Source organism: Halorussus rarus, from assembly GCF_003369835.1.
Taxonomy (GTDB): domain Archaea; phylum Halobacteriota; class Halobacteria; order Halobacteriales; family Haladaptataceae; genus Halorussus; species Halorussus rarus.
Window position 1 is genome coordinate 873,651 of the sequence record NZ_QPMJ01000002.1, and the last position, 24,719, is coordinate 898,369.

General features: G+C 70.0%; 22 protein-coding genes. 11 read left to right on the plus strand and 11 right to left on the minus strand.

Translation table 11 applies throughout. The features are described from left to right. Positions 1-70: 70 nt before the first annotated feature. From DVR07_RS12660 to DVR07_RS12685, 6 genes are all read right to left on the minus strand, one after another. A complete protein-coding gene (locus DVR07_RS12660) occupies positions 71-853 on the minus strand; it encodes an ABC transporter permease (protein ID WP_115797648.1) in 783 nt (260 codons plus the stop codon). Further along, positions 850-1,932: an ABC transporter ATP-binding protein gene (locus tag DVR07_RS12665; RefSeq protein ID WP_115797649.1), complete on the minus strand. Its 1,083-nt coding sequence runs from the start codon at positions 1,930-1,932 to the stop codon at positions 850-852. The genes DVR07_RS12660 and DVR07_RS12665 overlap by 4 nt, the downstream gene beginning before the upstream one ends. Before the next feature lie 52 nt (positions 1,933-1,984). Then, positions 1,985-3,652 (minus strand): potassium channel family protein, encoded by a 1,668-nt coding sequence (locus DVR07_RS12670; protein ID WP_165881756.1) that lies wholly within the window; start codon positions 3,650-3,652, stop codon positions 1,985-1,987. A gap of 114 nt (positions 3,653-3,766) precedes the next feature. Then, positions 3,767-4,576 carry a DUF2270 domain-containing protein gene (locus tag DVR07_RS12675; protein WP_115797650.1) on the minus strand — a complete coding sequence of 270 codons (810 nt, stop codon included), beginning with the start codon at positions 4,574-4,576 and terminating at the stop codon, positions 3,767-3,769. 191 nt (positions 4,577-4,767) lie between these two features. Further along, complete coding sequence (locus DVR07_RS12680; RefSeq protein ID WP_115798333.1) at positions 4,768-5,583, minus strand: IclR family transcriptional regulator; 816 nt, start codon at positions 5,581-5,583, stop codon at positions 4,768-4,770. A 327-nt stretch (positions 5,584-5,910) separates the two neighbouring features. Next, positions 5,911-7,158, minus strand: coding sequence for a Zn-dependent hydrolase (locus tag DVR07_RS12685; RefSeq protein WP_115797651.1), 1,248 nt, complete (start codon positions 7,156-7,158; stop codon positions 5,911-5,913). Between the two features lie 294 nt (positions 7,159-7,452). Between DVR07_RS12685 and DVR07_RS12690 the strand changes: the two genes are divergently transcribed. From DVR07_RS12690 to DVR07_RS12705, 4 genes are all read left to right on the plus strand, one after another. Then, the gene (locus tag DVR07_RS12690) at positions 7,453-9,105 is read left to right on the plus strand and encodes an ABC transporter substrate-binding protein (protein WP_115797652.1); all 1,653 of its coding nucleotides are present in this window, start codon (positions 7,453-7,455) and stop codon (positions 9,103-9,105) included. A gap of 24 nt (positions 9,106-9,129) precedes the next feature. Continuing rightward, a complete protein-coding gene (locus tag DVR07_RS12695; RefSeq protein ID WP_115797653.1) occupies positions 9,130-10,089 on the plus strand; it encodes an ABC transporter permease in 960 nt (319 codons plus the stop codon). After that, positions 10,089-10,994 carry an ABC transporter permease gene (locus DVR07_RS12700; RefSeq protein WP_115797654.1) on the plus strand — a complete coding sequence of 302 codons (906 nt, stop codon included), beginning with the start codon at positions 10,089-10,091 and terminating at the stop codon, positions 10,992-10,994. The genes DVR07_RS12695 and DVR07_RS12700 overlap by 1 nt, the downstream gene beginning before the upstream one ends. Positions 10,995-11,067: 73 nt before the next feature. Then, a complete protein-coding gene (locus DVR07_RS12705) occupies positions 11,068-13,227 on the plus strand; it encodes a dipeptide ABC transporter ATP-binding protein (protein WP_115797655.1) in 2,160 nt (719 codons plus the stop codon). A gap of 3 nt (positions 13,228-13,230) precedes the next feature. On the opposite strand, the gene nucS is transcribed toward DVR07_RS12705, so the two are convergent. Both nucS and DVR07_RS12715 read right to left on the minus strand, forming a co-directional pair. After that, on the minus strand, positions 13,231-14,082 hold the full coding sequence (nucS, locus tag DVR07_RS12710) for an endonuclease NucS (RefSeq protein WP_115797656.1): 852 nt from the start codon (positions 14,080-14,082) through the stop codon (positions 13,231-13,233). Positions 14,083-14,425: 343 nt separating this feature from the next. Then, positions 14,426-14,953, minus strand: a complete 528-nt coding sequence (locus tag DVR07_RS12715) for an AAA family ATPase (RefSeq protein WP_240318880.1) — start codon at positions 14,951-14,953, stop codon at positions 14,426-14,428. Between the two features lie 221 nt (positions 14,954-15,174). Here DVR07_RS12715 and DVR07_RS12720 point away from each other — a divergent pair, with 221 nt between their 5' ends. Next, positions 15,175-16,098, plus strand: coding sequence for a glycosyltransferase family 2 protein (locus DVR07_RS12720; protein ID WP_115797658.1), 924 nt, complete (start codon positions 15,175-15,177; stop codon positions 16,096-16,098). A gap of 84 nt (positions 16,099-16,182) precedes the next feature. After that, on the plus strand, positions 16,183-17,424 hold the full coding sequence (locus tag DVR07_RS12725; RefSeq protein ID WP_115797659.1) for a M20 family metallopeptidase: 1,242 nt from the start codon (positions 16,183-16,185) through the stop codon (positions 17,422-17,424). On the opposite strand, the gene DVR07_RS12730 is transcribed toward DVR07_RS12725, so the two are convergent. Continuing rightward, positions 17,421-18,140: a hypothetical protein gene (locus DVR07_RS12730; RefSeq protein ID WP_115797660.1), complete on the minus strand. Its 720-nt coding sequence runs from the start codon at positions 18,138-18,140 to the stop codon at positions 17,421-17,423. The two genes, DVR07_RS12725 and DVR07_RS12730, sit on opposite strands and share 4 nt — an antisense overlap. A 211-nt stretch (positions 18,141-18,351) precedes the next feature. On the opposite strand from DVR07_RS12730, the gene DVR07_RS12735 reads away from it, so the two are divergent. Beyond that, the gene (locus tag DVR07_RS12735) at positions 18,352-19,413 is read left to right on the plus strand and encodes a hypothetical protein (RefSeq protein ID WP_115797661.1); all 1,062 of its coding nucleotides are present in this window, start codon (positions 18,352-18,354) and stop codon (positions 19,411-19,413) included. Positions 19,414-19,418: 5 nt separating this feature from the next. After that, entirely contained in the window at positions 19,419-20,054 is a 636-nt protein-coding gene (locus tag DVR07_RS12740; protein ID WP_115797662.1) for a PH domain-containing protein, read from the plus strand. A 49-nt stretch (positions 20,055-20,103) separates the two neighbouring features. Here the strand turns inward: DVR07_RS12740 and DVR07_RS12745 are convergent, their stop codons facing one another. Together DVR07_RS12745 and DVR07_RS12750 are read right to left on the minus strand one after the other, a co-directional pair. Next, positions 20,104-20,742, minus strand: a complete 639-nt coding sequence (locus tag DVR07_RS12745; protein WP_115797663.1) for an SDR family oxidoreductase — start codon at positions 20,740-20,742, stop codon at positions 20,104-20,106. Between the two features lie 152 nt (positions 20,743-20,894). Next, the gene (locus tag DVR07_RS12750) at positions 20,895-21,656 is read right to left on the minus strand and encodes an SIMPL domain-containing protein (protein ID WP_115797664.1); all 762 of its coding nucleotides are present in this window, start codon (positions 21,654-21,656) and stop codon (positions 20,895-20,897) included. 164 nt (positions 21,657-21,820) lie between these two features. Between DVR07_RS12750 and DVR07_RS12755 the strand changes: the two genes are divergently transcribed. From DVR07_RS12755 to DVR07_RS12760, 3 genes are all read left to right on the plus strand, one after another. Then, on the plus strand, positions 21,821-23,410 hold the full coding sequence (locus DVR07_RS12755; protein WP_115797665.1) for a bacterio-opsin activator domain-containing protein: 1,590 nt from the start codon (positions 21,821-21,823) through the stop codon (positions 23,408-23,410). Between the two features lie 110 nt (positions 23,411-23,520). Beyond that, a complete protein-coding gene (locus DVR07_RS22130) occupies positions 23,521-23,667 on the plus strand; it encodes a DUF7563 family protein (RefSeq protein WP_165881757.1) in 147 nt (48 codons plus the stop codon). A gap of 37 nt (positions 23,668-23,704) precedes the next feature. Next, positions 23,705-24,715, plus strand: a complete 1,011-nt coding sequence (locus tag DVR07_RS12760; protein ID WP_115797666.1) for a phytoene/squalene synthase family protein — start codon at positions 23,705-23,707, stop codon at positions 24,713-24,715. Positions 24,716-24,719: the final 4 nt, after the last annotated feature.

Sequence of the window (24,719 nt, forward strand, 5' to 3'; positions counted from 1 at the left end):
GAACCGCTCCGCGCGGGAAACGCACACCGGGACGCCGCCCGGCTGACCCCCTTCGAGCCGACCCCGATCCTCAGTCGGTCAGCCCGTAGCCGCGCTTGAACAGCGCGACGTCGAGCGCGATGACCGCCGCGGTCAGCGCCGAGAGGACCGCCAGCGACCAGTTCGGGTCGACCTCCGAGACGCCCAGGAAGCCGTACCGGACGCCGTTGACCATGTACACCATCGGGTTGAGCATCGAGAGCTCCTGGTACGGCGAGGGGAGCTCGCGGACCGCGTAGAACACGCCGCCGAAGAACACCAGCGGGCGGACGATGAACTGGTTCATCATGGTGAGGTTGTCCCAGTCGTCGGCCCACAGCCCGCCGACCACGCCGAAGCTCGAGAACAGCAGCGTGATGACCAGCGCGAACGCGACCAGGTAGCCCGGCCGGGCGACCCCGACCGGCGTGAAGAACGCGCCGATGACCGCGATGAGGCTCCCGACCAGCAGGCCCCGGGTCGCGCCCGCGACGATGTAGGCGACCACCATCCGGGAGTAGGACATCGGCGAGGTCAGCGTCTCCTCGATGTAGTCGTTCCAGCGCCCGTGGAAGATGGAGAACGAGGCGTTCTCGAAGGCGTTCGCGATGGCGCCCAGCACCACGAGCCCCGGCAGGATGAACAGGATGTACGGGATGGGCTCGCCGCCGAGGCTGACCCCGCCCACGCGGTCGCCCAGGATGACCCCGAACACCGAGAAGTACAGCACGTTAGTCACGAACGGCGGGACGAAGGTGTTTCGCGGCCGCCGGAGGAACCGCAGGATCTCCCGGCGGGCGAGCGTCTTGAAGCCGGTGAGGCCCGAGAGATTCACGCCGAGTCACCTCCCGCCTCCGAGCCGGACGCCCCCGCGGCGTCCGACGATTCCACGCCGGCGTCGGTCCCGGACCCGTCGCGGTCGGTTCCGACCTCGCCGCCGTCGGTCGCCGGGACCGCCTCGGCCGACTGCTCGCTGCCGCCCTCTCGGGTCATGTCGACGAACACCTCCTCCAGGGAGGTCCGGGAGATGTCGAAGTCGACGATCTCGTGGCCGGCGCGGTCGAGCGCCCGGACCAGGTCGGGGGCGACCAGCCCGCCCTGCGTGGCGGTGACGACCAGTTGGTCGCCGTCGAGGTCGACGCTCTCGACCCGGCCCTCGCGCTCGCCGGCCGACAGCGTCGGCAGGTCGGGCGCGGTCGCGGGCGCGTCGCGGAGCGTGACCCGAATTTTGTCGGGGCCGCGGTCCATCAGCTCCTCGGGGCTCGCCACCGTGAGCAGGTTCCCCGAGTCGAGGATGGCCACCTCGTCGCAGAGCCGCTCGGCCTCCTCGATGTAGTGGGTGGTGAGCAGGATGGTGGTGCCCGACTCGTTGAGCTCGGTGATGAGGTCCCAGAGGTCGTGGCGCAGTTGCACGTCGACGCCCGCGGTCGGTTCGTCCAGAATCAGGAGGTCGGGGTCGGTGATGAGCGCCCGCGCCAGCATGAACCGGCGCTTCATCCCGCCCGACAGCCAGTTGAACCGGGTGTCGCGCTTCTCGTAGATGCCGACCTTCCGGAGCACCTCGTCGGCGCGCTCGCCGGCCTCGTCGGCCGGGATCCCGTGGTAGCCCGCCTTGTGCTCCAGCACCTCGCGGATGGGGAAGAAGTGGTCGACGTTGAACTCCTGGGGCGCGAGCCCGATGGCGTCGCGGGCCTCGCGGTAGTCGGCCTCGACGTCGTGGCCGAACACCGCGGCCCGGCCGCCGGTCCGACGGACCAGCCCCACGAGGATGTTGATGAACGTGGTCTTGCCGGCCCCGTTCGGTCCCAGCAGGCCGAAGAAGCTCCCCTCCGGCACCGACAGCGACACTCCGTCCAGCGCCTGGACCCCGTCGTAGCGCTTCCGGAGGTCCTCGACTTCGATGGCGGCGGTCATCGGCGGAACGTAGGCAACTCCGAGCGAAAAGGGCGTTGGTAGCGGTCGGCCGTCAGGCGACCTCGCGCTCGAACTCGCGAATCGCCGCGTCGGTGCCGGCCGCGATCAGCCGGTCGGCCGAGTCGACGACCACCGACCGGTCGGTGAGGAGTTCGCCGTCGCGCTCGACGCCGACGAAGACGCACCCCGCGTCCGTCCCGCGCTCGGCCTCGTCGAGCGACCGGCCGGCGAACGGCCCGGCCTCGACCCGGACGACCCGGAGCTGCTCGACCGGCGTGAGGACGTCCTCGCCCCGGAGCTCCCGGGCCAGCAGCCGGGCGCTGACCCGCTGGGTCGAGAGGACGTAGTCCGCGCCCGCGTCGAAGGCGGTTGGGGACTTGGCCGTGTCGTCGACCCGGACCAGGATCTCGATGTCGTCGGTGAGCGTGCGGGCGATGGCGACCGCGAGCAGCGCGGTCGAGTCGTCGCCGACGGTGACGACGAGCGCGCTGGCGTCCTCGATGCCGGCCGTCTCCAGGGTCTCGGGGTCGCGCACGTCGCCGACCACGTCCACGCGCCGGCCGTCCTCGCGGTCGATGGCGGTCGCGTCGACGCCCTCGCCCAGCGCGTCGTCGGCCGCCCGACCGCCGGTGCCCATCCCCGCGATGACGACGCTGGAGTGGCTCCGGGGCGGCCGGAGCCCGGCGGCGAACTCCTGGACGTCGTCGACGGCGTCCTCGGTCCCGACCACGATGAGGACCGAGTTCGGCGTGATCACCGCGGCGGGGTCGACGGGCAGTCGGAGGTCGCCGTCGATCCACGCCCCGACGAGCGTGAGGTCGCTGCGGCCGGCGAGCGCGGTGTCCTCGATCCGGACGCCGGCCAGCGGGCTGTTGCGCCGGACCAGCACCTCCCGGATGCGGACGTCGCCGACGGTCGCGTCACCCATCGGCTCGGGCGACTGGGCCCACGCGTTGGTCTTCTGGCCGAGGCGCCGCCCGATGAGTGCATCGGGCGACAGCACGGTGTCGGCGCCGATCTCGCGGAGCGCGCCGTCGTGGGTCGGCGTGTCGGTGAGCGCGACGGTCCGGAGCGAGGCGTTGCGCCGGAGCGCCGTCAGGACGACGCTGACGTTCCGGTCTCCGGCGTCGGCGACGAGCGCGCTCGCATCGCCGATCACGGCCCGCTCGAGCGTCTCGCCGTCCTCGGCGTCGCCGTGGATCGCCTGGTAGCCGTCGTCCGAGAGCCGCTTGGCCTCCTCGGTGTCGGACTCGATCAGCACGTAGTCGACGTCCAGGCGCTCGAGTTCGTCGAGCAGGACGCCCGTGTCCCGGCGGTACTCGCAGACGACGACGTGGTCGTCCTTCGCGGTCAGGCGGTCGCTCAGATCGAGCGGCGCGCGCTCGAACAGCGGGATGACCAGCACCCGGAGGGTGGCGAACCCGATGGCGACGCCCGTCAGCTGCATGAAGGTGACGAACACGTTCATGGCGGGGGTCTCCCACGGCGCGTCCGCGCCGTACCCGGTCGTGGTCATCGTCTCGACCACGGTCTGGAACGACCGGAACAGCGAGTGGTCGTGGCCCTCGAGCGTCCGCATCCCGTAGTTGTAGAGGACCGTGTACACCAGGAGAACGGCGACGAGAGCGGCGGCGTACGCCATGACGAGGCGCTGGCGCCGGGTCAGCCACGGGAGCAGCGAGTCCTTACCCTCGAACCAGTTCGACCAGTCGGTCCTCATCGCCGGAGCAGCTCCCGTCGGGACCGACTATCGGACGCGCGAGCGGACATCTCGCCTGCCCTTGGCCGTCGAGCGTCATGAGTCGTACGACCGGCGACAGGTCGGCTCGCGGACTCACGACCTCCTGCGGAGGTTCTCGGTCCGGAGTTCGTCGCGGGCGTGCCACGTCCGGGGCCGGAGCGCGACCCCGGCCGCGAGGAGGTACCCCGCCGCGACGACCGCGGTCACCGCGAGGCCGGAAATCTGGCCGATGGCGGCGCTCGCGGGCCACGCCAGCGGGTCGAACGCGAGGACCCGAATGAGCCAGGCCGCGAGCAGCACCGAGAACAGCGGGAGGTACACCCGGCGGAGCCGGTGGGCCAGCGCCTCCTCGGCGGTGATCTTGATGGTCGGCGTCCGGTAGTCGTCGGCGAGGGCGGCCCGCCAGTTCTCGTCGACCAGCCCCTTCGTGGGGTCGAGTCCGTAGGCCCAGACGTTCTCCTGGAGGGTCCGGACCCGCGAGCGCCAGACGTCGTAGGCCCGGTAGCGCCGCGCCTCGACCACCAGGAACAGCCCGACCGCGGCGGCGCCGACCAGCAGGACGTAGTGGGGGTTGCCCGCGCTGGAGAACGCCCACGTCAGGACGCCCGCCATCACCAGCACCGCCCAGTTGGTCGTCCGGTCGAGCCGCTCGCGCCAGAGCTTCATCCGGTGGATCTCGCCGCGGTAGAGGTGGGCCAGCGCCGAGCTCGGCCCCATCTCGGCGTCGAGCAGTCCGCGGCCGACCTCCGGGTCGGCCGGTACGTCGTCGCCTGACGGCCGGTCCGACGCCTCCGCGTCTGGTCCCGAGTCCGGATTCGAACCCGCGTCGTCGGGCGTCTCCGCGTCCGGGTCGAGGGGGTTCGTCGACCCCGGCGCCCCGTCGTCCGAATCGCCGCCGCTCATTCGGACGACCCTCCGCGACGTCGATAGTCTTGTGCGTTCATCCCTATATTAGACTAATCCCTCGAGGTTGAAGTATTTCACTACGCGCTCTCGTTCGGCCGCGACCCGCGCTCGAAGCTATCGCGCCGCGACGGTCTTGGGAAGTCCGCGTACGCCAGTAGAGGGCGTCGAAACCAGAAGCGAGAAACGAGTCAGGCGAAGTCCGGGAGGTCGTCGTCGGTCTCGGCCATGTTGATGTTGACCTCGATGACGTTGGCGGCGTTGGTCACCTTCTCGACGATGCTGTCGTGGTAGTCGGGGTCGTTCATCCGCCGGAGCGGGCCGGAGACGCTGAGCGCCCCCAGGACGTCGCCCCCGCGGTCGCGGATGGGCGCGCCGATGGCCTGCAACCCCTCGATCTCCTCCTCGTCGTTGTAGGCGTAGCCGCGCTCGCGGACGTCGTCGAGTTCCGCGAACAGCTCCTCGCGGTCGGTGATGGTGTTCTCGGTCTTCCGGGCGAGCCCGTAGCGGTCGACGATTCCCTCGACCCGCCCGCGGGGCATGTACGCGAGCATCGACTTGCCGGTCGCCGAGAAGTGGAGGTAGTCGGGCTTCTGGAGCTTGCTGGTCTGGTAGTCGCTGCCGACCGCCTTCTCGCCTTTCACCTTGTAGAGGTTGACGCTGAGCCCGTGCTGGACGGTCGCGAGGTGGGCGTACTCGCCGGTCTCCTCGGCGAGTCGCTCGATCTCGCCCTTGCCGGTCTCGTAGAGGGTGTGCTGGTTCCGGACGTACTCGCCGAGCATCAGGAACTGGAGCGACAGCGAGTAGGTGTTGCCCTCCTTGACGACGAGCCGCTGGTCCTCGAGGGTCATGAGGTAGTTGTACGCCGCGCTCTTGGAGACGTCGAGGTGGTCGGCGACCTCCGTGACGGTGGCCCCGTCGAGTTCCTCGAGCGCGCGGACGACCTCGAGCGCGCGCGAGACCGTCTGCAGGATGCGCGGCGACTCCCCCGAACTCTCCTCGGTCATGGGTGTCCGTATCCCCCGGAGGTTCATAGGTGTTCGCGTATCGTGAATCGAGAGAACGGTAGCGTGAGTCCGAACGTGACCCGGCACCGGTCCGTCGAGCTCGGGACACCGACTCGGTGTTGTTCTTCATTCACCGCCAGAATCGACCGTTGATACCTCTTGTCCCGTTTCTCGAGATTAGGCGCGTCTGCGACCCGGTCGAACCGTGGCGTTCGCATTTCGTGCAACGGAGAAATCGGGGCGGTCCGGACGCCGAATCGTGATTTCGGCCGGGAAATATCGCGATTCCCCACTCCCGCTCGCAGCGTTCTCGCCGCAGCGTCGCCCCTACTCGACCGCCAGCCGCGCCATCGCGCCGGCCAGCACCCGGGTCGCGGCCGCGCAGTCCTCCCAGTCGGTCCACTCCAGCGGATTGTGCGAGACGCCGTTCTCGGAGGGCGCGAACAGCAGCGCGGCGTCGGTCGCGTTCGCCACGTGCATCGTGTCGTGGGCCGCCCCGGAGTGGAGGTCGAGCGTCTCGATGCCCGCGCTCGCGCCCGCCTCGTGGAGCGCGTCGCGGCACCGCTCGCTCATCGGCACCGGCGCGCGGTCCCACGGCCGGTCGAGGCTGGTCTCGACGCCGCGCTCGGCCTCCAGCCGGTCGAGGCTGGCCCGGGCCTCGTCGACGATGCGGTGGACCGAGTCGTGCCGGACGTCCCGGACGTCGATGGTCAGTTCGACCGCGTCGGCGATGACGTTGGGCGCGTTCGGACGGACGTCGAGCTTCCCGACCGTCGCGACCGCGGTGTCGCTCTCCGCGGCGACGACGTCGTTAGCGGCCGACTCGACGTCGAGGACGAACTCGCTCGCGGCCGCGAGCGCGTCGCTGCGCTCGTCCATCGCGGTCGACCCGGCGTGGTCGGCCTCGCCGCGGATCTCGACCTCGCACCGCGAGAGCCCGGTGATGGTGGTCACGACGCCCGCCGGCGCTCCGGCCCGTTCGAGGCGCTCGGCCTGCTCGACGTGGAGCTCGAACCAGGCGCGCCAGTCGCCGGCGTCCACCCGCCCCTCGCCCCGGGCGTCGATGCCGTCGAGCGCGGCTTCGAGCGAGACGCCGTCGTCCTCGAAGGCGAGCGCCTCTTCGACGCTGAGGTCGCCGGCCGCCACGCTCGACCCGACGAGACCGCCGTCGAACCGCTGGCCCTCCTCCTCGGTGAACGAGACGACCTCGACCGGGCGATCGGGCTCGACGTCGGCGTCCTGCATCGCCCGGACCGCTTCGAGCGCGGCGTAGACCCCGAGCGGGCCGTCGAAGATCCCGCCCTCGGGCACCGAGTCGAGGTGGCTCCCGGCCGCGACCGGGGCGGCGTCCGGGTCGGCGCTCGCGGGCACCCACCGGCCGACGACGTTGCCCACCGCGTCGACCCGCACGTCGAGCCCCGCGTCGCGGAGGCGCTCGATCAGGTACTCGCGGGCCTCGCGGTCGGCCGCCGTCCCGGTCAGCACGGTCCGTCCCCTGCCCTCCTCGACGGGCACGGCACCGAACTCCCCGTTGGTCTCGATGTCCTCCCGGAGCCGCGTCGTCCGTACGTCCATGGTTGACACGCCTCCGTTTCACCGACCGGTACTTGATTGTTTCTCACTACCGCGGTTTCCATACGCGACGAAGGCCCGAAACCCCCGAATTCGCCGCTTTCTGTCGGCGACGAACGTTCGTTTTTATACTTCCGCCCGCATCGCGGCCGAATCGGGTCGACGGCCGGCCGATGCCCCGTTCACATTTCGACAAACGTTTGGTGTATATGGGGTTTAGAAAAACGGTGGAAGGATTAACCGAGATATAACTTGATTTCCAGAAGTTTTATGAGCCGTAACCCTGAACCGGTATGTATGCCAAGAGATAGCAATGAAGGCGATGGGAGCGACTCGGGTCTCCCGCTCAATCGGCGGCAGTTCGTCGGCGCGGTCGGGACGTCGGTCCCGCTGGCGCTCGCCGGGTGTACGAGCGGCGGCGACTCGGACGGGAGCCAGAACACCACCACGAGCGGTGGCGGGGGCGGAACGACCCAGTCCGACGGTGGCAGTGGGGGCGGGTCGCCCAAAGCCGGCGGGACGCTCCAGTGGGGCGGCGCGGTCCCGGTGCAGGGCCTCGATCCGCACCTCGACAGCGCGGCGGCGTCCAAGCGGGTCCTCGAGAACATCTACGAGGAGCTGGTCCAGCTCCAGCCCGACTACTCGCTGAAGCCCCATCTGGCGAAGAACCTGAAGAAGCAGGAGAACAACACGCTGCTCTCGATGGAGCTCCAGCAGGGGGTGACGTTCCACGACGGCACCGAGATGACCTCGGAGGACGTCGTGGCCAGCTACCGGCGGGTCGCCGACGGCGACTACCTCGCCAGCGGCTTCTTCAAGTTCGTCGACAGCATGTCGGCCCCCGACGACTACACGTTCGAGATCAAGCTCAAGGAGCCGTTCGCGCCGTTCATCGCGAAGATGGCGACCGCCGAGCTCGCCATCATGCCGAAGAAGGAGGCCCAGAAGGAGAAGATCGGGAAGCCCGTCGGCACCGGCCCGTACCAGTTCGAGAGCCGCGAGATCGAGTCGTCGTTCACCATGACGAAGTTCGAGGACTACTGGGGCGCCGGCGACGGCGGGCCCTACCTCGACAAGATCGTCAAGAGCGAGATCACCGACCCGAGCGTCCGGCTCCAGTCGTTCCAGGCCGGCGAGTACGACTTCATCAACGGGGTCGCGCCCAAGGACGTCAGCACGGTCAAGAACATGCCCCAGACCCGCTTCGAGAAGCAGTTCCCGAAGTCGCTGGTCTACCTCGGCATGAACTGCAACCAGAAGCCGTTCGACGACAAGCACGCCCGGCTGGCGCTCGACTCCGCGCTCGACAAGCAGAAGATCATGCAGGCGGCGCTGTACGGCACCGGCCAGACCACGGCGACGCCCGCGACGCCGGGCAGCCCGTGGGTCAACGAGGACATCCAGCCCCGGCCGCGCAACACGGAGAAGGCCAAGGAGCACCTGGAGAAGGCGGGGATGCCCGACGGCTACAAGGCGTCGTTCAAGATCCCACAGTCGTACCCGACGCAGGTCCAGGCCGCGAAGGTCATCTCCGACCAGGCCAGCGACGTGGGCATCCAGCTCAACATCCAGAAGATCACCTGGAACAGCTGGCTCTCCGACGTCTACTCCAACCAGAACTTCCAGGCGACGACCAGTTCGTACCTCGCGCTGTGGTACCCCGACGTCTCGTTCTACAAGTTCCTCCACCCCGAGGGCGCGTTCTTCTTCACCGGCTGGACGAACGAGGAGTACAACACGCTGGTCGAGGAGGCCCGCCACATGTACGACCAGCAGAAGCGCGCCGAGAAGTACCACCGGGCGACCGAGATCCTCCACAACCAGCGGGCGGGCCACCTCTTCCTCTGGTGGCAGGCGAACCTCTATGGGGCCAAGAACCAGTACAAGGGCGACATCGGCGCGCCCGACGGGTCGACGCTCCGCTTCCAGGACAACTGGCTCGAGAACTGACGGTCGGCGGTCTCTCTCCTACCAATGTCGATGTACAACTACGTTGCTCGGCGGGTGGCGTTCATGGCGGTGACGCTGTTCCTCGTGACGGTCATCGCGTTCGTCGTCACCAACATCCTCCCCGGGAACGTCGCGCTGCTCATCCTGGGGCCGAACGCCTCCCCCGAGTCGATACAGGCGCTGAAGGCACAGATGGGTCTCAACCAACCGCTCTACCTCCAGTACTTCGACTGGGTCCTCGGGCTGCTCCAGGGCGACATGGGAACGTCGCTCCGGTACGAGGAGCCGGTCGTCGCGCTCATCACGGAGAAGCTCCCCCGGTCGCTCCTGCTGGCGTTCGCCGCGACGTTCGTCGCGGTCACGCTGTCGATCCCGCTCGGGGTCTACTCGGCGGTCCACCAGAACGAGCCCTCGGACGTGGCCACCTCGCTGTTCGCGTTCGTCGGCATCTCGCTCCCCATCTTCCTCTGGGGGCTGGTGTCCATCCTGGTGTTCGCCGTCTGGCTCGACCTCCTGCCGACCGGCGGCTACGTCTCGCCGATGGAGTCGCCGGTGCGCGCGCTGAAGCACCTCGTGCTGCCGGCGGGGTCGATGGGGTTCGCGCTGACGGCGTACATCATGCGGATGACCCGGTCGTCGATGCTCGAGGTGTTGAGCGAGGAGTACATCAAGCTGGCCCGCGCGAAGGGGATGACCCAGCGGGTCGTCGTGCTGCGCCACGCGCTCCGCAACGCCATCATCCCGGTCATCACGGTCATTGCCTTCCAGTTTAGCTACGCCTTCGGCGGGGTCGTCGTCCTCGAGAAGGTGTTCTACTGGCCGGGCATCGGCCAGCTCACGCTGACCGCCATCCAGAGCCGGGACATCCCCCTGATTCAGGGGTGCATCATCGTCGTCGCACTGATATACATGGCCTCGAACTTCGCCGCCGACCTGCTGTACGCCTACTTCGACCCGCGCATCCGCTACGGGGGTGAGGAGTGATGTCGACCGAGCCCGGGAACGCGCTTCGCGCCCGGCTGTCGATGTCCGAGTCCCAGCGCGAGCGCGTCTCGACGTTCGTCCGGAAGTTCCGCGGCAACACCAAGGCGATGGTCGGCCTCGTCCTCGTCGTGACGCTGATCGTGGTCGCGATCTTCGCGCCGATAATCGCGCCGTACTCCATCTCGGAGACCGACATCGACGCGCGGAGCGAGGCGCCGTCGCTCGACCACCCGTTCGGGACCGACGAGCTCGGCCGCGACATCTTCAGCCGGGTCGTGATGGGGAGCCGCATCTCGCTGTACGTCGGCTTCGGCGCCATCGGCGCGGCGCTGGCGGTCGGCACGCTCATCGGGGTGGTCGCGGGCTACTTCGGCGGCCTCACCGACGAGGTCCTGATGCGGGTGATGGACGCCGCGATGGCGTTCCCGCCGGTGCTGCTGGCGCTGACGCTGATGGTGGTGCTGGGACCCGAGCTCCGGAACGTCATCCTGGCGCTGGCGTTCGTCTACACGCCGTACATCGCCAGGGTCGCACGGAGCGCGGCGCTGACCGAGCGCAACGAGGCGTACGTCGAGGCCGCGGTCGCGCGCGGCGAGTCCGACACCCGAATCGTCTTCGGCGAGGTGCTGCCCAACTGCGCCGCGCCGCTGCTGGTCCAGGGGTCGCTCAACGTCTCGTTCGCCATCCTGGCCGAGGCGAGCCTCTCGTTCCTCGGCCTGGGCGCACAGCCGCCGACGCCGTCGTGGGGACTCATCATCGACACGGGCCGCGGGTTCATCGAGACCGCCCCGTGGATGATCCTGTTCCCGGGACTGGCCATCGGCATCACCGTCATCGGGTTCAACATGCTCGGCGACGGCCTGCGAGACGTCCTCGACCCGAAGGTCGACACGGAGGAACGATGAAGGTACCACGGACTGCGAATCCACGAGCGAGTCGAGCGGCTACCGAACGAGGAGCGTCGAGGACGGTGGCAGCATGAGCGCGCACACGCCGAACGACGAGGAATCGGCCGGAGTCGCATCGCCGAGGGACGACGAGGGCCACCTGCTCGACGTCCGGAACCTCCGCACGGAGTTCCTGACCGGGGAGGGGTCGGTCGTCGCCGCCGACGACGTCTCGTTCGCGCTCGACCGCGGCGAGACGATGGGCATCGTCGGCGAGTCCGGCGCCGGCAAGAGCGTGACCGCCCGGTCGATCATGCGGCTCATCGACTCGCCCGGCGAGATAACCGGCGGGCAGGTGCTGTTCGAGGGCAGGGACCTGCTGGAACTCGCCGAGTCGGAGATGCAGGGCGTCCGGGGCAAGGACATCGCGCTCATCCCCCAGGACCCGATGTCCTCGCTCAACCCCGTGCTGACGGTGGGCTCCCAGATAATCGAGACCATCCGACACCACCAGGGGCTCGGCGAGGAGGAGGCCCGGCGCCGCGCCGTCGAGGCGATGCGGGAGGTCGGCATCCCCGACGCCGAGGCCCGCATCGACGACTACCCCCACGAGTTCTCCGGCGGGATGCGCCAGCGCGTCCTGCTGGCCATCGGGCTGTCGTGCGAGCCCGACCTCATCATCGCCGACGAGCCGACCACCGCGCTCGACGTGACGACCCAGGCCAAGATGCTCGACCTCCTGAACGAGCTCCAGGAGGAGATGGGGATGGCGGTGCTGATCATCACCCACAACCTCGGCGTGGTCGCCCAGACCTGCGACCACGTCGGCGTGATGTACGCGGGCAACCTGGTCGAGACCGCCGAGCTCGGCGACCTGTTCGACGACCCGCAACACCCCTACACCCGGGCGCTCATCGACTCGATTCCCGAGGTCGACGCCGACTACGACGAGCTGCCGACGCTGGAGGGCGCGATGCCCGACCTGACCGACCTCCCGGAGGGCTGCAACTTCGCGCCCCGGTGTCAGTACGCGACGGAGGCGTGTCGCACCGGCGGGGACCCGCCGCTCGAACCGGTCCCCGGCACGAGCTCGAAGGCGGCCTGCATCCACGCCGAGGAGCTCGACCTCTCGGAGAGCGACGTCCGCGAGACCGGCGCGGGCCGGGCGGACGTCGACCGCAGCGGCGACCCCCTGTTCGAGGTCAGGAACCTGAAGAAGCACTTCAGCGCGGGTGACGGCGTGCTCGGGGACCTCAGCCTCTCGTTCGACGGCGGCCTGCCGTCGGTCGAACGGCAGTACGTCAAGGCGGTCGACGGCGTGAGCTTCGACATCTACGAGGGCGAGACGCTCGGGCTCGTCGGCGAGTCGGGCTGCGGGAAGTCGACGGTCGCCCGGACCGCGCTCAAGCTGCTCGAACCCACCGACGGCGAGGTGTACTTCGAGGGCGAGCCGGTCCACGAGATGGGGAGCTCGGACGTCCGGAGCCTCCGCCGGGAGATGCAGATGGTGTTCCAGGACCCCCAGAGCTCGCTCAACCCCCGCAAGACCGTCGGCCAGATCGTCGGCCGGGCGATGGAGAAGCACGGCATCGCCACCGGCGAGGAGAAGGACGAGCGCGTGCGGGATCTGCTGGAGCGGGTCGGCCTCTCGCGCGACGCGGCCCAGCGGTACCCCCACGAGTTCTCGGGCGGCCAGCAGCAGCGGGTCGCCATCGCCCACGCGCTGGCGGTCGAGCCGAAGCTCATCGTCTGCGACGAGCCGGTGTCGGCGCTCGACGTGAGCGTGCAGGCCCAGATCCTCAACCTGCTCAACGACATCCAGGCCGAGCGGGGCATCTCGTTCCTGTTCATCTCTCACAACATCGGCGTGGTCCGCCACATCTGCGACCGAGTGGCGGTGATGTATCTGGGCACCATCGCCGAGATCGGCACGGTCGAGCAGGTGTTCGGCCCGCCGTACCACCCCTACACCGAGAGCCTGCTGTCGGCGGTGCCCCACGCCGACCCCGACCGGGAGACCGACCGCATCCTGCTGGAGGGGTCGGTCCCGAGCCCCATCGACCCGCCGTCGGGCTGTCGGTTCCACACGCGCTGTCCGAAGAAGATCGGCGAAGTGTGCGAGCGGGAGGTCCCGGAACTGGAGGAGAAGCGGGCCGGAACCGGCCACGAGATATCGTGTCACCTCTCGGTCGAGGAGATGAGCGAGCGCGACTTCGAGACCGAGTCCGAGACTGCGGTGCGGGGCGACTGATTCTCAGAAGTCGGTCAGCTTCGCCTCGGTCGCCCCCTTGGCGTCGGTGTCGAACTCTTCGAGGCCGACGAACTCCAGGCCGTTGTCCCGGAGCGCCCGCTGCACGCGCTCGGAGGCCGCGGGCGCGACGAGCATCCCGCGGACCTCGTCGTTGGTCTCTTCATACAGCGAGACGTACCGCTGGAGCTGGTCGAAGTGGTTCAGCGTCGCCTGGATGCGCTTGACCTCCACGACGACCGGCGTGCCCTCGGCGTCGCGCGCGAAGAAGTCGATGAAGCCGTACTTGCTCTCGCGCTCGTGCTCGACGATGCGCAGCCCCTCCTCCAGCACGTCGGGGTTGGCCTCGATGTACTCGTGCATCTCGGCCTCGGTGCCCGACTCCTCGTAGGTCGCGCCGTCGGTGGCGTCGAACCGGGTCAGGCCGTAGGCGTCCAGAATTCTCGCCTCGACGCGCTCGCTCGGGTTGGTCCGCCGGGCGAGCAGGACCGCCACTCGCGGTTCGTCACCGTCGTCGCGCGGCGTCGCCGCTTGACTGTCCGCGGAGCCTCGCTCCGCGCTACTCGTCGATTCCGCGGCGGTGCCCGCCGCGCCCCCGTCGCTGGTGCGCGCGGAGACGCTGCCGCCGCCGGGCATCCAGTTGACGGGCTTGTGCCCGGTGGGCTGGTGGACCAGGAAGGTGCCGTCGGGCTTGGCGACCAGCACGCGGTCGCCCGGGCCGAGGTAGCCCGAGGTCCGGCCGTCGTACTCCACCTCGCAGCGGGCCTGCACGGTCAGCATCGCGCCGTCCCGGAACGCCGCCTTCGCCTCGGCGACGAGGGCGTCGGGGTCGGGCGCGTCGAGTTGCTCGGCGACCATCGGTCGTTGCGGGGTGGTCAGCACCGGAGCAAAAAGGTATGGGATTCTGGGTCAGGGTTTCGAGGAATCTGAAAATGAGCTACAGACGCGGCAGTCTGGAGGAAGCTAACTACTGCCATCACCTCTGTACCGTACAACACCGCAACCGCGGGCCTCACGCCTCCCCAGCCTCCTGCGGTGCTTGCGGTGCTGCGCTCCTCGTCCACCGTCGGAGGCAAGCTCCGACGAGCCTTCGGTCACTTCGTTCCCGAAGACCTCGCACGCACTGGCGCGGCACGGAGGCCGCGCCAGCGCGCGCCGGACAGTTTGCCGAGGAAGCGCCAGAGAACGGATGCGTCAGTCTTCAGAACGCCTCGTCGACCTGCCGGGCGGTCGCGTCGCGGCCGTCGGAGTTGTCGACCGTCACGTGGTCGGTCGCGATGGCGTCGAACTGCTCGCGGTACAGCTCGTGGACCTCGAAGTCGGCGTCGCTCGCGTCGCCCTCGCGGCGCGCGATCCGCTCGCGGACCACGTCCTCGGCGCACTCGACCTTGACCAGCCGGAACTCGGCGCCGAGCGATTCGGACAGCTCCGCGGCGCGGTCGCGGTCGCCGGCGTCCTTGAACGTCCCGTCGAGCACGGCGCTCCGGCCCGCCTCGACGATTTCGCTCGCGCGGTCGAACAGTTCGCGGTAGACCATCCGGGACTCCTCCTCGGTGTAGTCCGGGTCGGTCAGGAGCTCCTTGCGGACCACGTCGGTCCGGAGCAGGCGTCCGTCGAGGCGGTCGGCGATGTCCTCGGCGACGGTGGTCTTGCCGACGCCGGGCAGGCCGCAGACCACGATCAGTCGGGGCGTCTCGGGCCGTCGGTCGAGGGCGTCGGTCTCAGCCACGGTGACCACCGACCGCCACTGTACGCTGTGTCGCGCGGGTCCGGGTCATCTCGGTTACTGTACTCCACGAAGTCGACTCTTTATCAAAGTGTGGAAACGGCGTCGGGCGGGCGCGGTCGGAACTCGGCGTGCGGGGTTCCCCGTCCCCGCAAATCGGTCCTTAGAAACTCCCGGCCGCCACCGCGGCTTTCCCGACCGGAGCCGTACGAGCGGTGTTCACCATGGCGCGCAACTCCGACGCGGACGGACTCGTCTCGGTCGTCGTCCCGACCCACTACCGCAACGACCGGCTCCGCCAGGCGCTCGACAGCGTCGCGGCCCAGGAGTACCGACCGATAGAGGTCGTCGTGGTCGACGGCTCGGACGACGAGCACGCCCGGCCGGTCGTCGCCGAGTACGAGGCGGCCCGGTACGTCCGCCAGCGCCGCGACGAGGGGCCCCAGGCGGCACGGAGCATCGGTGCGGAGGCGTCCGACGGCCGGTACGTGCAGTTCCTGGACGACGACGACCGGCTGGCGCCGTCGAAGATCCGCAAGCAGGTGGCCCTGCTCGACGACGCGGAGCGAGTCGGCGTCGCCTACTGCGGCATGCGCGACGAGGTTCGGGGCGAGATCCCCCCGAACCCGGTCGTCCGGGGCGACGTCATCGAGCGGGCGCTGGAGATGCGGACGTTCCCGTGCATCAACTCCACGATGCTGATCGACCGCGAGGTGCTCGCCCGGGCCCTCCCGCTCCGGCACCGCCACGGCGCCGACGACACGGGCCTGAAGGTCGACCTCGCGCTCCAGACCGAGTTCGACTTCGTTGCCGAACCGCTGGTGGTCCGGGGCCGGCCCGGGGGTTCGCTGTCGGAGTCGTGGGGCTACCTCGACGGCCGGCTGGAGGTCATCGCCACGTACGACCGGCTCTACCGACAGTTCCCCGACCGAGTCCGTCGGCGCGCGCTCCGGGAGACCCGCTACCAGGCCGGCCGGAAGCTCCTGGCCGAGCGCGGCTGGTCGCCCCGCGCCACCGCCCAGTTCGCCCGGTCGGCGCGCCTGACGCCAGACGACCGCGCCTACCACCTCGCGGCCGCGCTCGGGTCGCTGGCGGGGCGGCCGGGGCTGGCGGCGGTCGACCGGCTGTTCGGCCGCGACGGCACCTGATCCAGGAGTCTTGCGACCAAGGCGGACGTGCCGACACCACCGGGACTACTATCGCCCTGGGAGCCAAAGCGCGACCTGTTACCGATGACCGCTTCACGCGACGAGCTCGCCGACCTCGCGGGCGATCTCGTCGCCATCCCGACCGAGAATCCGCCGGGCGACGAGCGCCCGGGCGCCGAGTTCGTCGTCGACTGGTTCGACGAGCGCGACATCCGGGCCCGCCTCGTGGAGGAGCCCGACCCCGACCGCGCCCAGGCGGTCGCGTGGGTCGGCGACGACCCGCGGGACGCGCGCTCGGACCCCGACGCCACCGCGCTCGTGCTCAACGGCCACCTCGACGTGGTGCCGGCGGGCGACCGCGCTGAGTGGCACCACGACCCCTTCGCGGGGACCGTCGCTGACGGCCGGCTCTACGGCCGGGGCAGCGCCGACATGAAGACCAACCTCGCGGCGGCCATGCTGACGCTCCGGGACCTCGCGCCCGCGTTCGAGGCCGGCGACCTCGACGGGTCGCTCGTCTTCCACGCCGCGATGGGCGAGGAGACCGGCGACCCCGGTACCCGGACGCTCGTGGAGGCGGGCTACGGCGGCGACTGCGCCGTCGTGCTGGAGCCGACCGATTGCCGGGTCGGGACCAGCGCGAAGGGCGTCGTCACGTATCGCGTCGGCGTCTCCGGGGCGTCCTCGCACGCGAGTCGCCCCGACCAGGGCACCAACGCCATCGACGCCGCCAGGCCGGTCCTCGCGGCGATAGACGACTACGACGCTCGACTCCGCGAGCGCGAGGACCCCCTCGTCGGCCGGGCATACGCGACCGTCACCGAGTTCGAGGCCGGCACCGACTCCAACATGGCGGTGGTACCGGGCCGGGCCGAGTTCCTGCTCGACCGACGCATCCTGCCCGACGAGGACATCGACACGGTCCAGGGGGAGGTCGAGGACCTGCTCGCGGCCGCGGAGCGCGAGGCGGGCGTCGAGACCGACCTGACCCGGATCATGCACTACGCCTCGGCTGGGATTCCGACCGATCATCCGCTGGCCGAGCGGTTCCGGGCGCTCTCTGCCGAGCGGGCGGACGCGCCCGGCGAACCGTGGGGGCTGGAGGCCGCGACCGACGCCCGGGAGTTCGTGGCGGCCGGAATCCCGGCCATCATCTGGGGGCCGGGCGAACTCGCGCAGGCCCACACCGCCGACGAGCACGTCGACCTCGACGACGCCGCGCTCGGCCTGGAGATCCTGCGGGAGGCCGCGGGGGAGATTCTAGCCGGTGAGTCCGGCGGATTCAGAGACGGACGCGAGACGGAGGAGCGGTCGGACGGCTCCTAGAGCGACACGCCGTCGAGGCTCGCGTCGAGGTCGTCGACGTACTCGTTGAACGCCTCGACGAACGCCGGCACGTCCTCGGCGAGGTTGCGCACGTCGGGGGCCGACGGCGGCTGGTACTGCGAGAGCAGGTAGATTCCGCCCTCGCCGCCGACCCGGAGGTACGACGCCTCGCCGCCCTCCCACTTGAGCTCCCACCGGTCGCCGGCGACCCGCGACGCGAACGACCCGTAGTCGCCGCCCTCGTAGCGGTAGAGCTGGTGGGCCATCTTGTTCGCGACGTCCCGGACCCGGCCGAGGATGCGCTCCCGCTGGGCCACGACCGACTCGGTCGAGGCGACCGCCGGGAAGTCGGTCGGCACCTCGTCGAGCACGCCGTCGAGCGACCGGACGTGGCGGTTGAACGCCGCGACGAACGCGTCGTAGTCCTCGAGCGCGGTCTCGAGCGCCTCGGGGTCGGGCGGCTGCTTGGTCGAGACGACGTAGGTGTCGGTCCGGCCGCCGTCGAACCGGAGGTACTGGAGGTCGCCGGCCTCGTACTTGACCGTCCACTCGCCCTCGTCGGTCTCGAAGGTGCGCTCGCCGTAGTCGCCGCCCTGGAGGAGCGCGAGTTCGCGGGCGATCGTTCCGGCGTGCTCGCGGACCTGCGCGACCACCTCGTCCCGGCGCTCGGCGGGGTCCCCGGCCGACTCGACCGGGAGGTCGAACTGCTCGGTCATTGGTGTCGGGAGGGACGCAGGGGGTAAAAGGGGCGCGACATCCCGGTTCGGAGGCGGCCGGTCCCGTCCTCGCCGGGCAGCACGCCCGCCGGCCGGATTACGGTCCGTCGCTGCGACGGCGAAAATTCCAGTAAGTTTTGCGACCTATCCCCGTTTCCGATAGATATTTACGGCGATTCTGCTACGGTCTGGACAGTATTGGTCAGAACGCATGAATCACAAGCGACGTGAAATCTGCCGAACGGTCGGAGTCGGACTCGGAACGGGCGCGCTGGCCGCGTCTGCGTCGGGCGCCGCGGCGGCCGGCGGAGGGTCGGGCGGCGAATCGGCGGCCGCGCGCGAGGTAGGTGCGGTCGCGACGGGCGCGGACCTCAGGATCAAGTCGGTCACGCTCCCGGACGAGATAGTCCTCGGCGAGCCGTTCTCGGCCGGCGCGGTGGTCGAGAACGCGGGCGACGCCGCGGTGACGACCGAGGTCAACTACACCTTCCGGAACCGGATAATCGCCGGCGTCGAGAAGGAGTTCGAGCCGGGGTCGGAGGTGATGGCCAGGCTCCCGAACATGAAGTCGGAGTGGCTCGAACGCGACGCCGACCTCGACCCGGGGACGTACACGCACGGAATCGGGATCGAGGCGGGGCCGCGCGAGTCGGCGTCGGTGAAGGTGACCGAGTCCTCGGGGACCGCCACCGAGACGGCGACCGGCGGGAATCTCGCGATCGACTCGGTCAGACTTCCGGACGTCATCCGACCGGGGTCGTCGTACAGCCCCTCGGTCCGCATCCGGAACACCGGCGACGACCCCGTGAGCGCGAAGGGCTCGTACAAGTTCGACGGACAGATGGTCATGGAGACGATGTCCGAGACCATCCAGCCGGGCAGGACCGAGTCGTTCAGCTTCCCGGAGGTGACCCTCGACATGATCGAGACGAGCGTCGGGTCCGTCGAGGCCGGCGAACACACCCACAGCATGGGGAAGACCGGCGGACCGCGGGCGTCAGAGACGGTCGTGGTCGGGGCGGACGCGACCGCTTCGTCCGATCAGTCGTCCGGGACGACTGACTACGAGACGGGAGGATCGGACGGGACGGACTCCGAGTCGGCCGGGCTGAGCGCCGAGGGGAGCCGGTCGGAGCGCCCCGAGCGGCGGACCCGCGGGTTCTTCTCGAACGACGGCGACGCGCCGGCGTTCCTCGGCGACGTGTTCAACCTCACGTTCGCGGGGTTCCTGCTGTCGGTCGCCGGGATCGTCCACCAGATGCTCAAGGGGTGACAGAGATGGCACGAGGACTACCAGCCGTCTGGAGCACGCTCGTCGGGTTCCCGTTCGTCGCGACCGGCGCGTACGTCGCACTCGGGAACGCGAACGTCCCGTCGAACGTCGGGATCCCGACCGCGATATTCGGGCTGTTCGTCGTCGTCGTCGGGATCTACATCCACGTCGTCGCGACCCCGGACCCGCCCACGATGCGGGACGGCGAGGAGGTCGTCGACAGCCGCCACCCCGCCCAGCGGGCCGCGCTCGCCAAGATTCTGGTCGGGTTCGCCGGCCTCGCGGTCACGGCGTACCTGCTGTTCTTCACGTTCGTCCCCTACGTCTACCCGACGGCGTCGTTCGCGGTCGGGCTCTACCTGTTCTCGACGGGGCTGTACACCTACTGGACGAACACGCTGACGACCTACTACGTGACGACCGAGCGACTCATCAAGGAGTACCGGTTCGTCTCGCTCGTCCGCCAGGAGCTCCCGTTCGAGAAGGTCCGCGGCGTCGAGGAGCGCCGGTCCATCTGGGAGGCGCTCGTCGGCCTCGGCAACGTCCGGGTCGCGTCCGGCGGCGGCGGGACGCTCGAGATCGTCGTCCGGAACGTCTACTCGCCGACGCGGTTCTCCGACGAGATCAGGGACCTGCTCTGACCCGTCGGAGGCGCAGCGACGCTCCCGTTCTCTCCTCCGCTCGACGGATTCACTCCGCGTTCAGCGGGTCGGCCAGCGCGTCCTCGACGGGCTCGTCGCCCGAGAGCACCTCGAACGTGAGCCCGTAGGTGGCCTCCATCTCCAGGGCGGCGACCAGCGTCTCGGCGGCGTCCTCGCGGGGGATGTCGCCGTCCTTCCGGTCGAGGTCGGCGCCGGTCCGGATGCGGCCGGTGCCGTCCTCGTTCGTCAGCGCGCCCGGCCGGACGATGGTGTACGTCAGGTCGCTCTCGCGGAGTCGCTCGTCGGCCGCGGCCTTCGCGTTCAGGTACGGTCGGAGCTCTTCGGGGCTGTCCTCGGGCGAGTCGGCGTTGATGGAGCTCAGCATCACGAACCGGTCGGCGTCCTCGCGCTCGGCGGCCTCGATGAGGTTGATGGCGCCGTCGCGGTCGACGCCCTCCACGTCCTCACCGCCCGAGCCCGCGGCGAACACGACGGCGTCGCACCCCCGGACTGCGCTGGTGACGTCCTGCGTCAGGTCGGCGAGGACCGGCTCGGCGCCGAGCTCCTCGACGTCGGTGGTCTGGGCCTCGTCGCGGACCATCCCGTGGACCTCGTGGTCCGACGCGGCCAGCAGCCGGGTGACGTGCTGGCCGACCTGCCCGTGCGAACCGGCTACGAGTACGTGCATGCGATACGAGAAGGGCTCGCGCTCGCAAGAGGCTTGTGACCGGGCGGGCGGCAGTCCCGTCGCGTCCGGTCGACGAGCGTCGGTCCCGCGGCGCGAGCGGTCGGGGGACACGGTCGAGGAAAACCGGGGTGAGCTTCGAGTCGATGCGCCGGTCAGGCGCCGGTGGCGTTGTAGACGACCACCGCGTCCGCGGTGACGGTGACCGACCCGCTCTCGAAGGAGGTGGGCGCGCCGTTGCCGCCGGCGCTGGCCGCCGCGTAGTCGAGCGACTGCCGGATGACCGGGGAGGTCGAGACGTCGACCGTACTGACGGTGTGGACGCCCGCGAGTTCGAGTCCGGTCCCGTTCGCGGCCACGGCCGCCTTGCCGCGGGCGTTCTCGATAGCCTTGGCCAGCGCCCGCTCGCGAAGGTCGTTCCGGGTGTCCTGGGTGATTGTGAACCGGACGTCCTCGACGCGGGTCGCGCCGTTCTCGACCGCCGTGACGACGATCTCGCCGGCGCGCTCGGTCTCGTCGACCGTCACGACGAACGCGTGCTGGCCCCGGAACTTGGGCTCGGACGGGCTCTCCTCGTGGCGGTAGTTCTGGCCGATGTCGTACCGGGTCGACGTGACCTGGTCGTCGCCCAGCCCCGCCTCCTCGAGCGCGCTCCGGAGCTGCGAGGCGTTCTCGGCGAGTCGCTGCCGGACGGTCTCGACCGAGTCGGCCCCCGCCGTGACGGCGACCCGGACGACCGCCCGGTCGGGCGCGGTCTGGACCTGTCCGGATGCCGACACCTGAACGGTCCGGTCGGCGTTCTGCGTCGGTCCGTCGACCGACTGCGGCGATGCGTTCGTGCTCAGCGAGCCGAATCCGGCGCAGCCGGCCGTCGCGGTCAGCAGCGCGAGCGCGAGGACGGCGAGTTTCCGTCTCATACGCACGGCGGTTGTGCGGGATGGAAGAAAGCAGTACCGTAGAGTGAAAGAAACGTTTGAGCCATCGCGCCGCGAGCGAGAACTGTCGACCGTAGGGGCCCCGCGACCGCGGCCGGCGCGCAATTGAGGGGAACTTACAAATCAGCGGCCCCTCAGTCCGACGCATGGCCGGGACTGAGGGAGAGCCCGAGGTCGACTTCGAGCTCAAGGAGCGCGCGATGGACGAGGCCCCGGTCGGGATCACGATCTCCGACCCGGACCGCGAGGACAACCAGCTGATCTACGCCAACGAGGCGTTCGAGCGCCTGACGGGCTACCCCAGCGAGGAGATCCTGGGCCGGAACTGCCGGTTCCTCCAGGGCGAGGAGTCGGACTCCGAGGCCGTCGCGGCGATGGGCGAGGCGGTCGCCGCCGAGGAGGCGGTGACGGTCGAACTGGTGAACTACCGGGCCGACAGCGAGGCGTTCTGGAACGAGGTGACAATCGCGCCCCTCAGGGACGGGGACGGCGAGGTCACCCACTTCGTCGGGTTCCAGAACGACGTCACGGCCCGCAAGGAGGCCGAGCTGGAGGTCGAGCGGCGCAAGCGCGACCTCGAACACCTCGTCGGTCGCATCAACGGACTGCTCGAGGACGTCACCGAGACGCTGATGCGCTCGACCTCCCGGGCGGAGGACGAGCGCGGCGTGACCGAGCGCCTCGCCGCCGCAGACCCGTACGCGTTCGCCTGGTTCGGCGAGCTCGACCTGGTCGCGGAGGCCGTCGTCCCGTCGGCGTGGGCCGGCGAGGGCGACGCGCTCGACGGCGTCGCGATAGACGTCGACGCCGACGACCCGACCGCTCGGGCGTTCGACGCGCAGTCGATACAGACGGGCGTCGTCGACGGGACCGCCTGCGCCGACCGCGTGCCGGGCGCCCGGTCGCTGGCCGCGGTCCCGGTCGCGTACCGCGACACGGTGTACGGCGTGCTGACCGTCTACTCGGACGAGCCCGACGCGTTCGACGAGCGAGAGACCGTCGTCCTGGAGGCGCTGGGTCGGACGGTCGGGACCGCCATCAACGCCCGGGAGAGCAGCAAGGCGCTCACTGCCGACAATCCGGTCGAACTCGAGTTCGGCGTGCGCGACCGGGGGCTGTTCTTCGTCGACCTCTCAGCCCGAGGCGACTGCCGGCTCGAGTACCTGGGGTCGGTCAACCAGGAGGGCGCGGCGCTCTCGATGTTCTTCACGACCGACGCCGCGCCCGAGCGCATCGAAGAGCTGGCCGCCGACGTCCCGGAGGTCGAGGACGCGACGCTCGTCAGCGGCGACGACGAGTCGAACCTCTTCGAGTTCCGGCTCGCCGACGGCACGGTGGTCGCCGACCTCGCCGAGCGGGGCGCGAAGACCCGAGAGATGTCGGCCGAAGGCGGGACGGGGCGGCTCATCCTCGAACTCCCGCCGGCGGTCGACTCCCGGGCGATCGCGGACCTCGTCCGGGAGCGCGTGCCCGGAAGCGAACTCCTCGCCCACCGGGAGCGCGACCGCCCGGCGACCACGCGGGGCGAGTTCGTCGCGGCGCTGGGCGAGCGGCTCACCGACCGGCAGGTCACGGCGCTCCAGAAGGCATACTTCGGGGGGTACTACGACCCCAGTCGCTCGACCACGGGCGACGAACTGGCCGAGTCGATGGGCATCTCGCGGGCGACGTTCCACCAGCACCTCCGGGCGGCCGAGCGGAAGCTGATCGGCGAGTTCGTCGACGCGGGTATCTGACTGGTAAGGTATCCTCCTTTTCCGAATCCGACGCTTTCGTCCATCCGAGCGGGGGCCTCCGCGCCGGCGCGGGCGCCGCGACCCGGATGCGAAGCGCCCCCGAGAGACCCATGCCGAACTGTGACCACTGCGGAAGCTACGTTTCGAACGCCTTCGTGCGCGTCTTCGCCGACGAGCGCGGCCGGATAGGCGCCTGTCCGGAGTGCTCCGCGAACGCGGGCATCGTCCAGGTGGCGATGAGCAGGACCGAGTCGTGACCGTCGGCGTCCCGACCCCCGAACGGAGACGATACCCATGGTGACGAACGAGCAACTCCGGACGAGCAGAGCGGTACAGCGACGGACCGGCCGGACGTTCCACGTGGCGACCCGGTTCCTCCCCGAGCGGGCGCGCTATCCGACGTACGTGCTGTACGCGTTCTTCCGGACCGCCGACGACGTCGTCGACGACCCCGACCCGGACGCGCCGGCCGAGCAGCGGGCCGAACTCGCCCGACTCCGCGAGGCCGCGCTCGGCGAGCGCGAGACCGACGACCCGGTGCTCGCGGCGTTCGACGACGTGCGCGAGCGCCGGGGCATCCCCGACCGGGAGGTCCGCGAGTTCGTCGACGCCATGGCGGCCGACGTCGACCCGGAGGGGTACGACACCGGCGACGAACTGGCGGGCTACCTCCGGGGGTCGTCGGTCGCGGTCGCCTACATGATGCTGGCCGTGATGGACCCCGAGAATCGCGAGGCGGCCCGACCCCACGCGAAGGCGCTCGCCGAGGCGTTCCAGCTCACGAACTTCCTCCGGGACGTCCGGGAGGACGTCACCGAGTACGGCCGGGTGTACCTCCCGCGCGAGACGCTCGCGGAGCACGGCGTCTCGACGGACGCGGTCCGCGACCTGCGCTTCTCCGAGGGGGTCGCCGCCGCGGTCCGGGCCGAACTCCGGCGCACCGAAGAGCGCTACCGCGAGGGGGTCGCCGGCATCGAGCACCTGCCCGCGGACTGCCAGTTCCCCGTGCTGCTCTCGGCGGTGCTGTACGCCGAGCACCACCGGCTCGTCCGCGAGCGCGACTACGACGTGATCTCGGCGACGCCGAGCCTCGGCTACCGCGATTACCTCCGACTGGTCGCGCGGACCTGGTGGCACTGGCGGCGCGAGCGCGACCCCGAGGCGGTCTTCTACCGGGCGAGCGCGATTTCAGCAGAGGACGGGATGGAACCGGAGGAGGGGACCGGGCTGTCCGGTGCGACCAGACGGACGGGGTCGGGCTGTCAGGTCGTGGATCGGCTGCGGTCGTGGTGGCCCGTGGGGTGACTGG

Excerpts from the sequence above, each read along its gene's own strand:
- DVR07_RS12665 (WP_115797649.1), bottom strand. The coding sequence starts at position 1,932 with ATGACCGCCGCCATCGAAGTCGAGGACCTCCGGAAGCGCTACGACGGG.
- DVR07_RS12670 (WP_165881756.1), bottom strand. The coding sequence starts at position 3,652 with ATGAGGACCGACTGGTCGAACTGGTTCGAGGGTAAGGACTCGCTGCTC.
- DVR07_RS12675 (WP_115797650.1), bottom strand. The coding sequence starts at position 4,576 with ATGAGCGGCGGCGATTCGGACGACGGGGCGCCGGGGTCGACGAACCCC.
- DVR07_RS12680 (WP_115798333.1), bottom strand. The coding sequence starts at position 5,583 with ATGACCGAGGAGAGTTCGGGGGAGTCGCCGCGCATCCTGCAGACGGTC.
- DVR07_RS12685 (WP_115797651.1), bottom strand. The coding sequence starts at position 7,158 with ATGGACGTACGGACGACGCGGCTCCGGGAGGACATCGAGACCAACGGG.
- DVR07_RS12690 (WP_115797652.1), top strand. The coding sequence starts at position 7,453 with ATGCCAAGAGATAGCAATGAAGGCGATGGGAGCGACTCGGGTCTCCCG.
- DVR07_RS12695 (WP_115797653.1), top strand. The coding sequence starts at position 9,130 with ATGTCGATGTACAACTACGTTGCTCGGCGGGTGGCGTTCATGGCGGTG.
- DVR07_RS12700 (WP_115797654.1), top strand. The coding sequence starts at position 10,089 with ATGTCGACCGAGCCCGGGAACGCGCTTCGCGCCCGGCTGTCGATGTCC.
- DVR07_RS12705 (WP_115797655.1), top strand. The coding sequence starts at position 11,068 with ATGAGCGCGCACACGCCGAACGACGAGGAATCGGCCGGAGTCGCATCG.
- nucS (WP_115797656.1), bottom strand. The coding sequence starts at position 14,082 with ATGGTCGCCGAGCAACTCGACGCGCCCGACCCCGACGCCCTCGTCGCC.
- DVR07_RS12720 (WP_115797658.1), top strand. The coding sequence starts at position 15,175 with ATGGCGCGCAACTCCGACGCGGACGGACTCGTCTCGGTCGTCGTCCCG.
- DVR07_RS12725 (WP_115797659.1), top strand. The coding sequence starts at position 16,183 with ATGACCGCTTCACGCGACGAGCTCGCCGACCTCGCGGGCGATCTCGTC.
- DVR07_RS12730 (WP_115797660.1), bottom strand. The coding sequence starts at position 18,140 with ATGACCGAGCAGTTCGACCTCCCGGTCGAGTCGGCCGGGGACCCCGCC.
- DVR07_RS12735 (WP_115797661.1), top strand. The coding sequence starts at position 18,352 with ATGAATCACAAGCGACGTGAAATCTGCCGAACGGTCGGAGTCGGACTC.
- DVR07_RS12740 (WP_115797662.1), top strand. The coding sequence starts at position 19,419 with ATGGCACGAGGACTACCAGCCGTCTGGAGCACGCTCGTCGGGTTCCCG.
- DVR07_RS12745 (WP_115797663.1), bottom strand. The coding sequence starts at position 20,742 with ATGCACGTACTCGTAGCCGGTTCGCACGGGCAGGTCGGCCAGCACGTC.
- DVR07_RS12750 (WP_115797664.1), bottom strand. The coding sequence starts at position 21,656 with ATGAGACGGAAACTCGCCGTCCTCGCGCTCGCGCTGCTGACCGCGACG.
- DVR07_RS12755 (WP_115797665.1), top strand. The coding sequence starts at position 21,821 with ATGGCCGGGACTGAGGGAGAGCCCGAGGTCGACTTCGAGCTCAAGGAG.
- DVR07_RS22130 (WP_165881757.1), top strand. The coding sequence starts at position 23,521 with ATGCCGAACTGTGACCACTGCGGAAGCTACGTTTCGAACGCCTTCGTG.
- DVR07_RS12760 (WP_115797666.1), top strand. The coding sequence starts at position 23,705 with ATGGTGACGAACGAGCAACTCCGGACGAGCAGAGCGGTACAGCGACGG.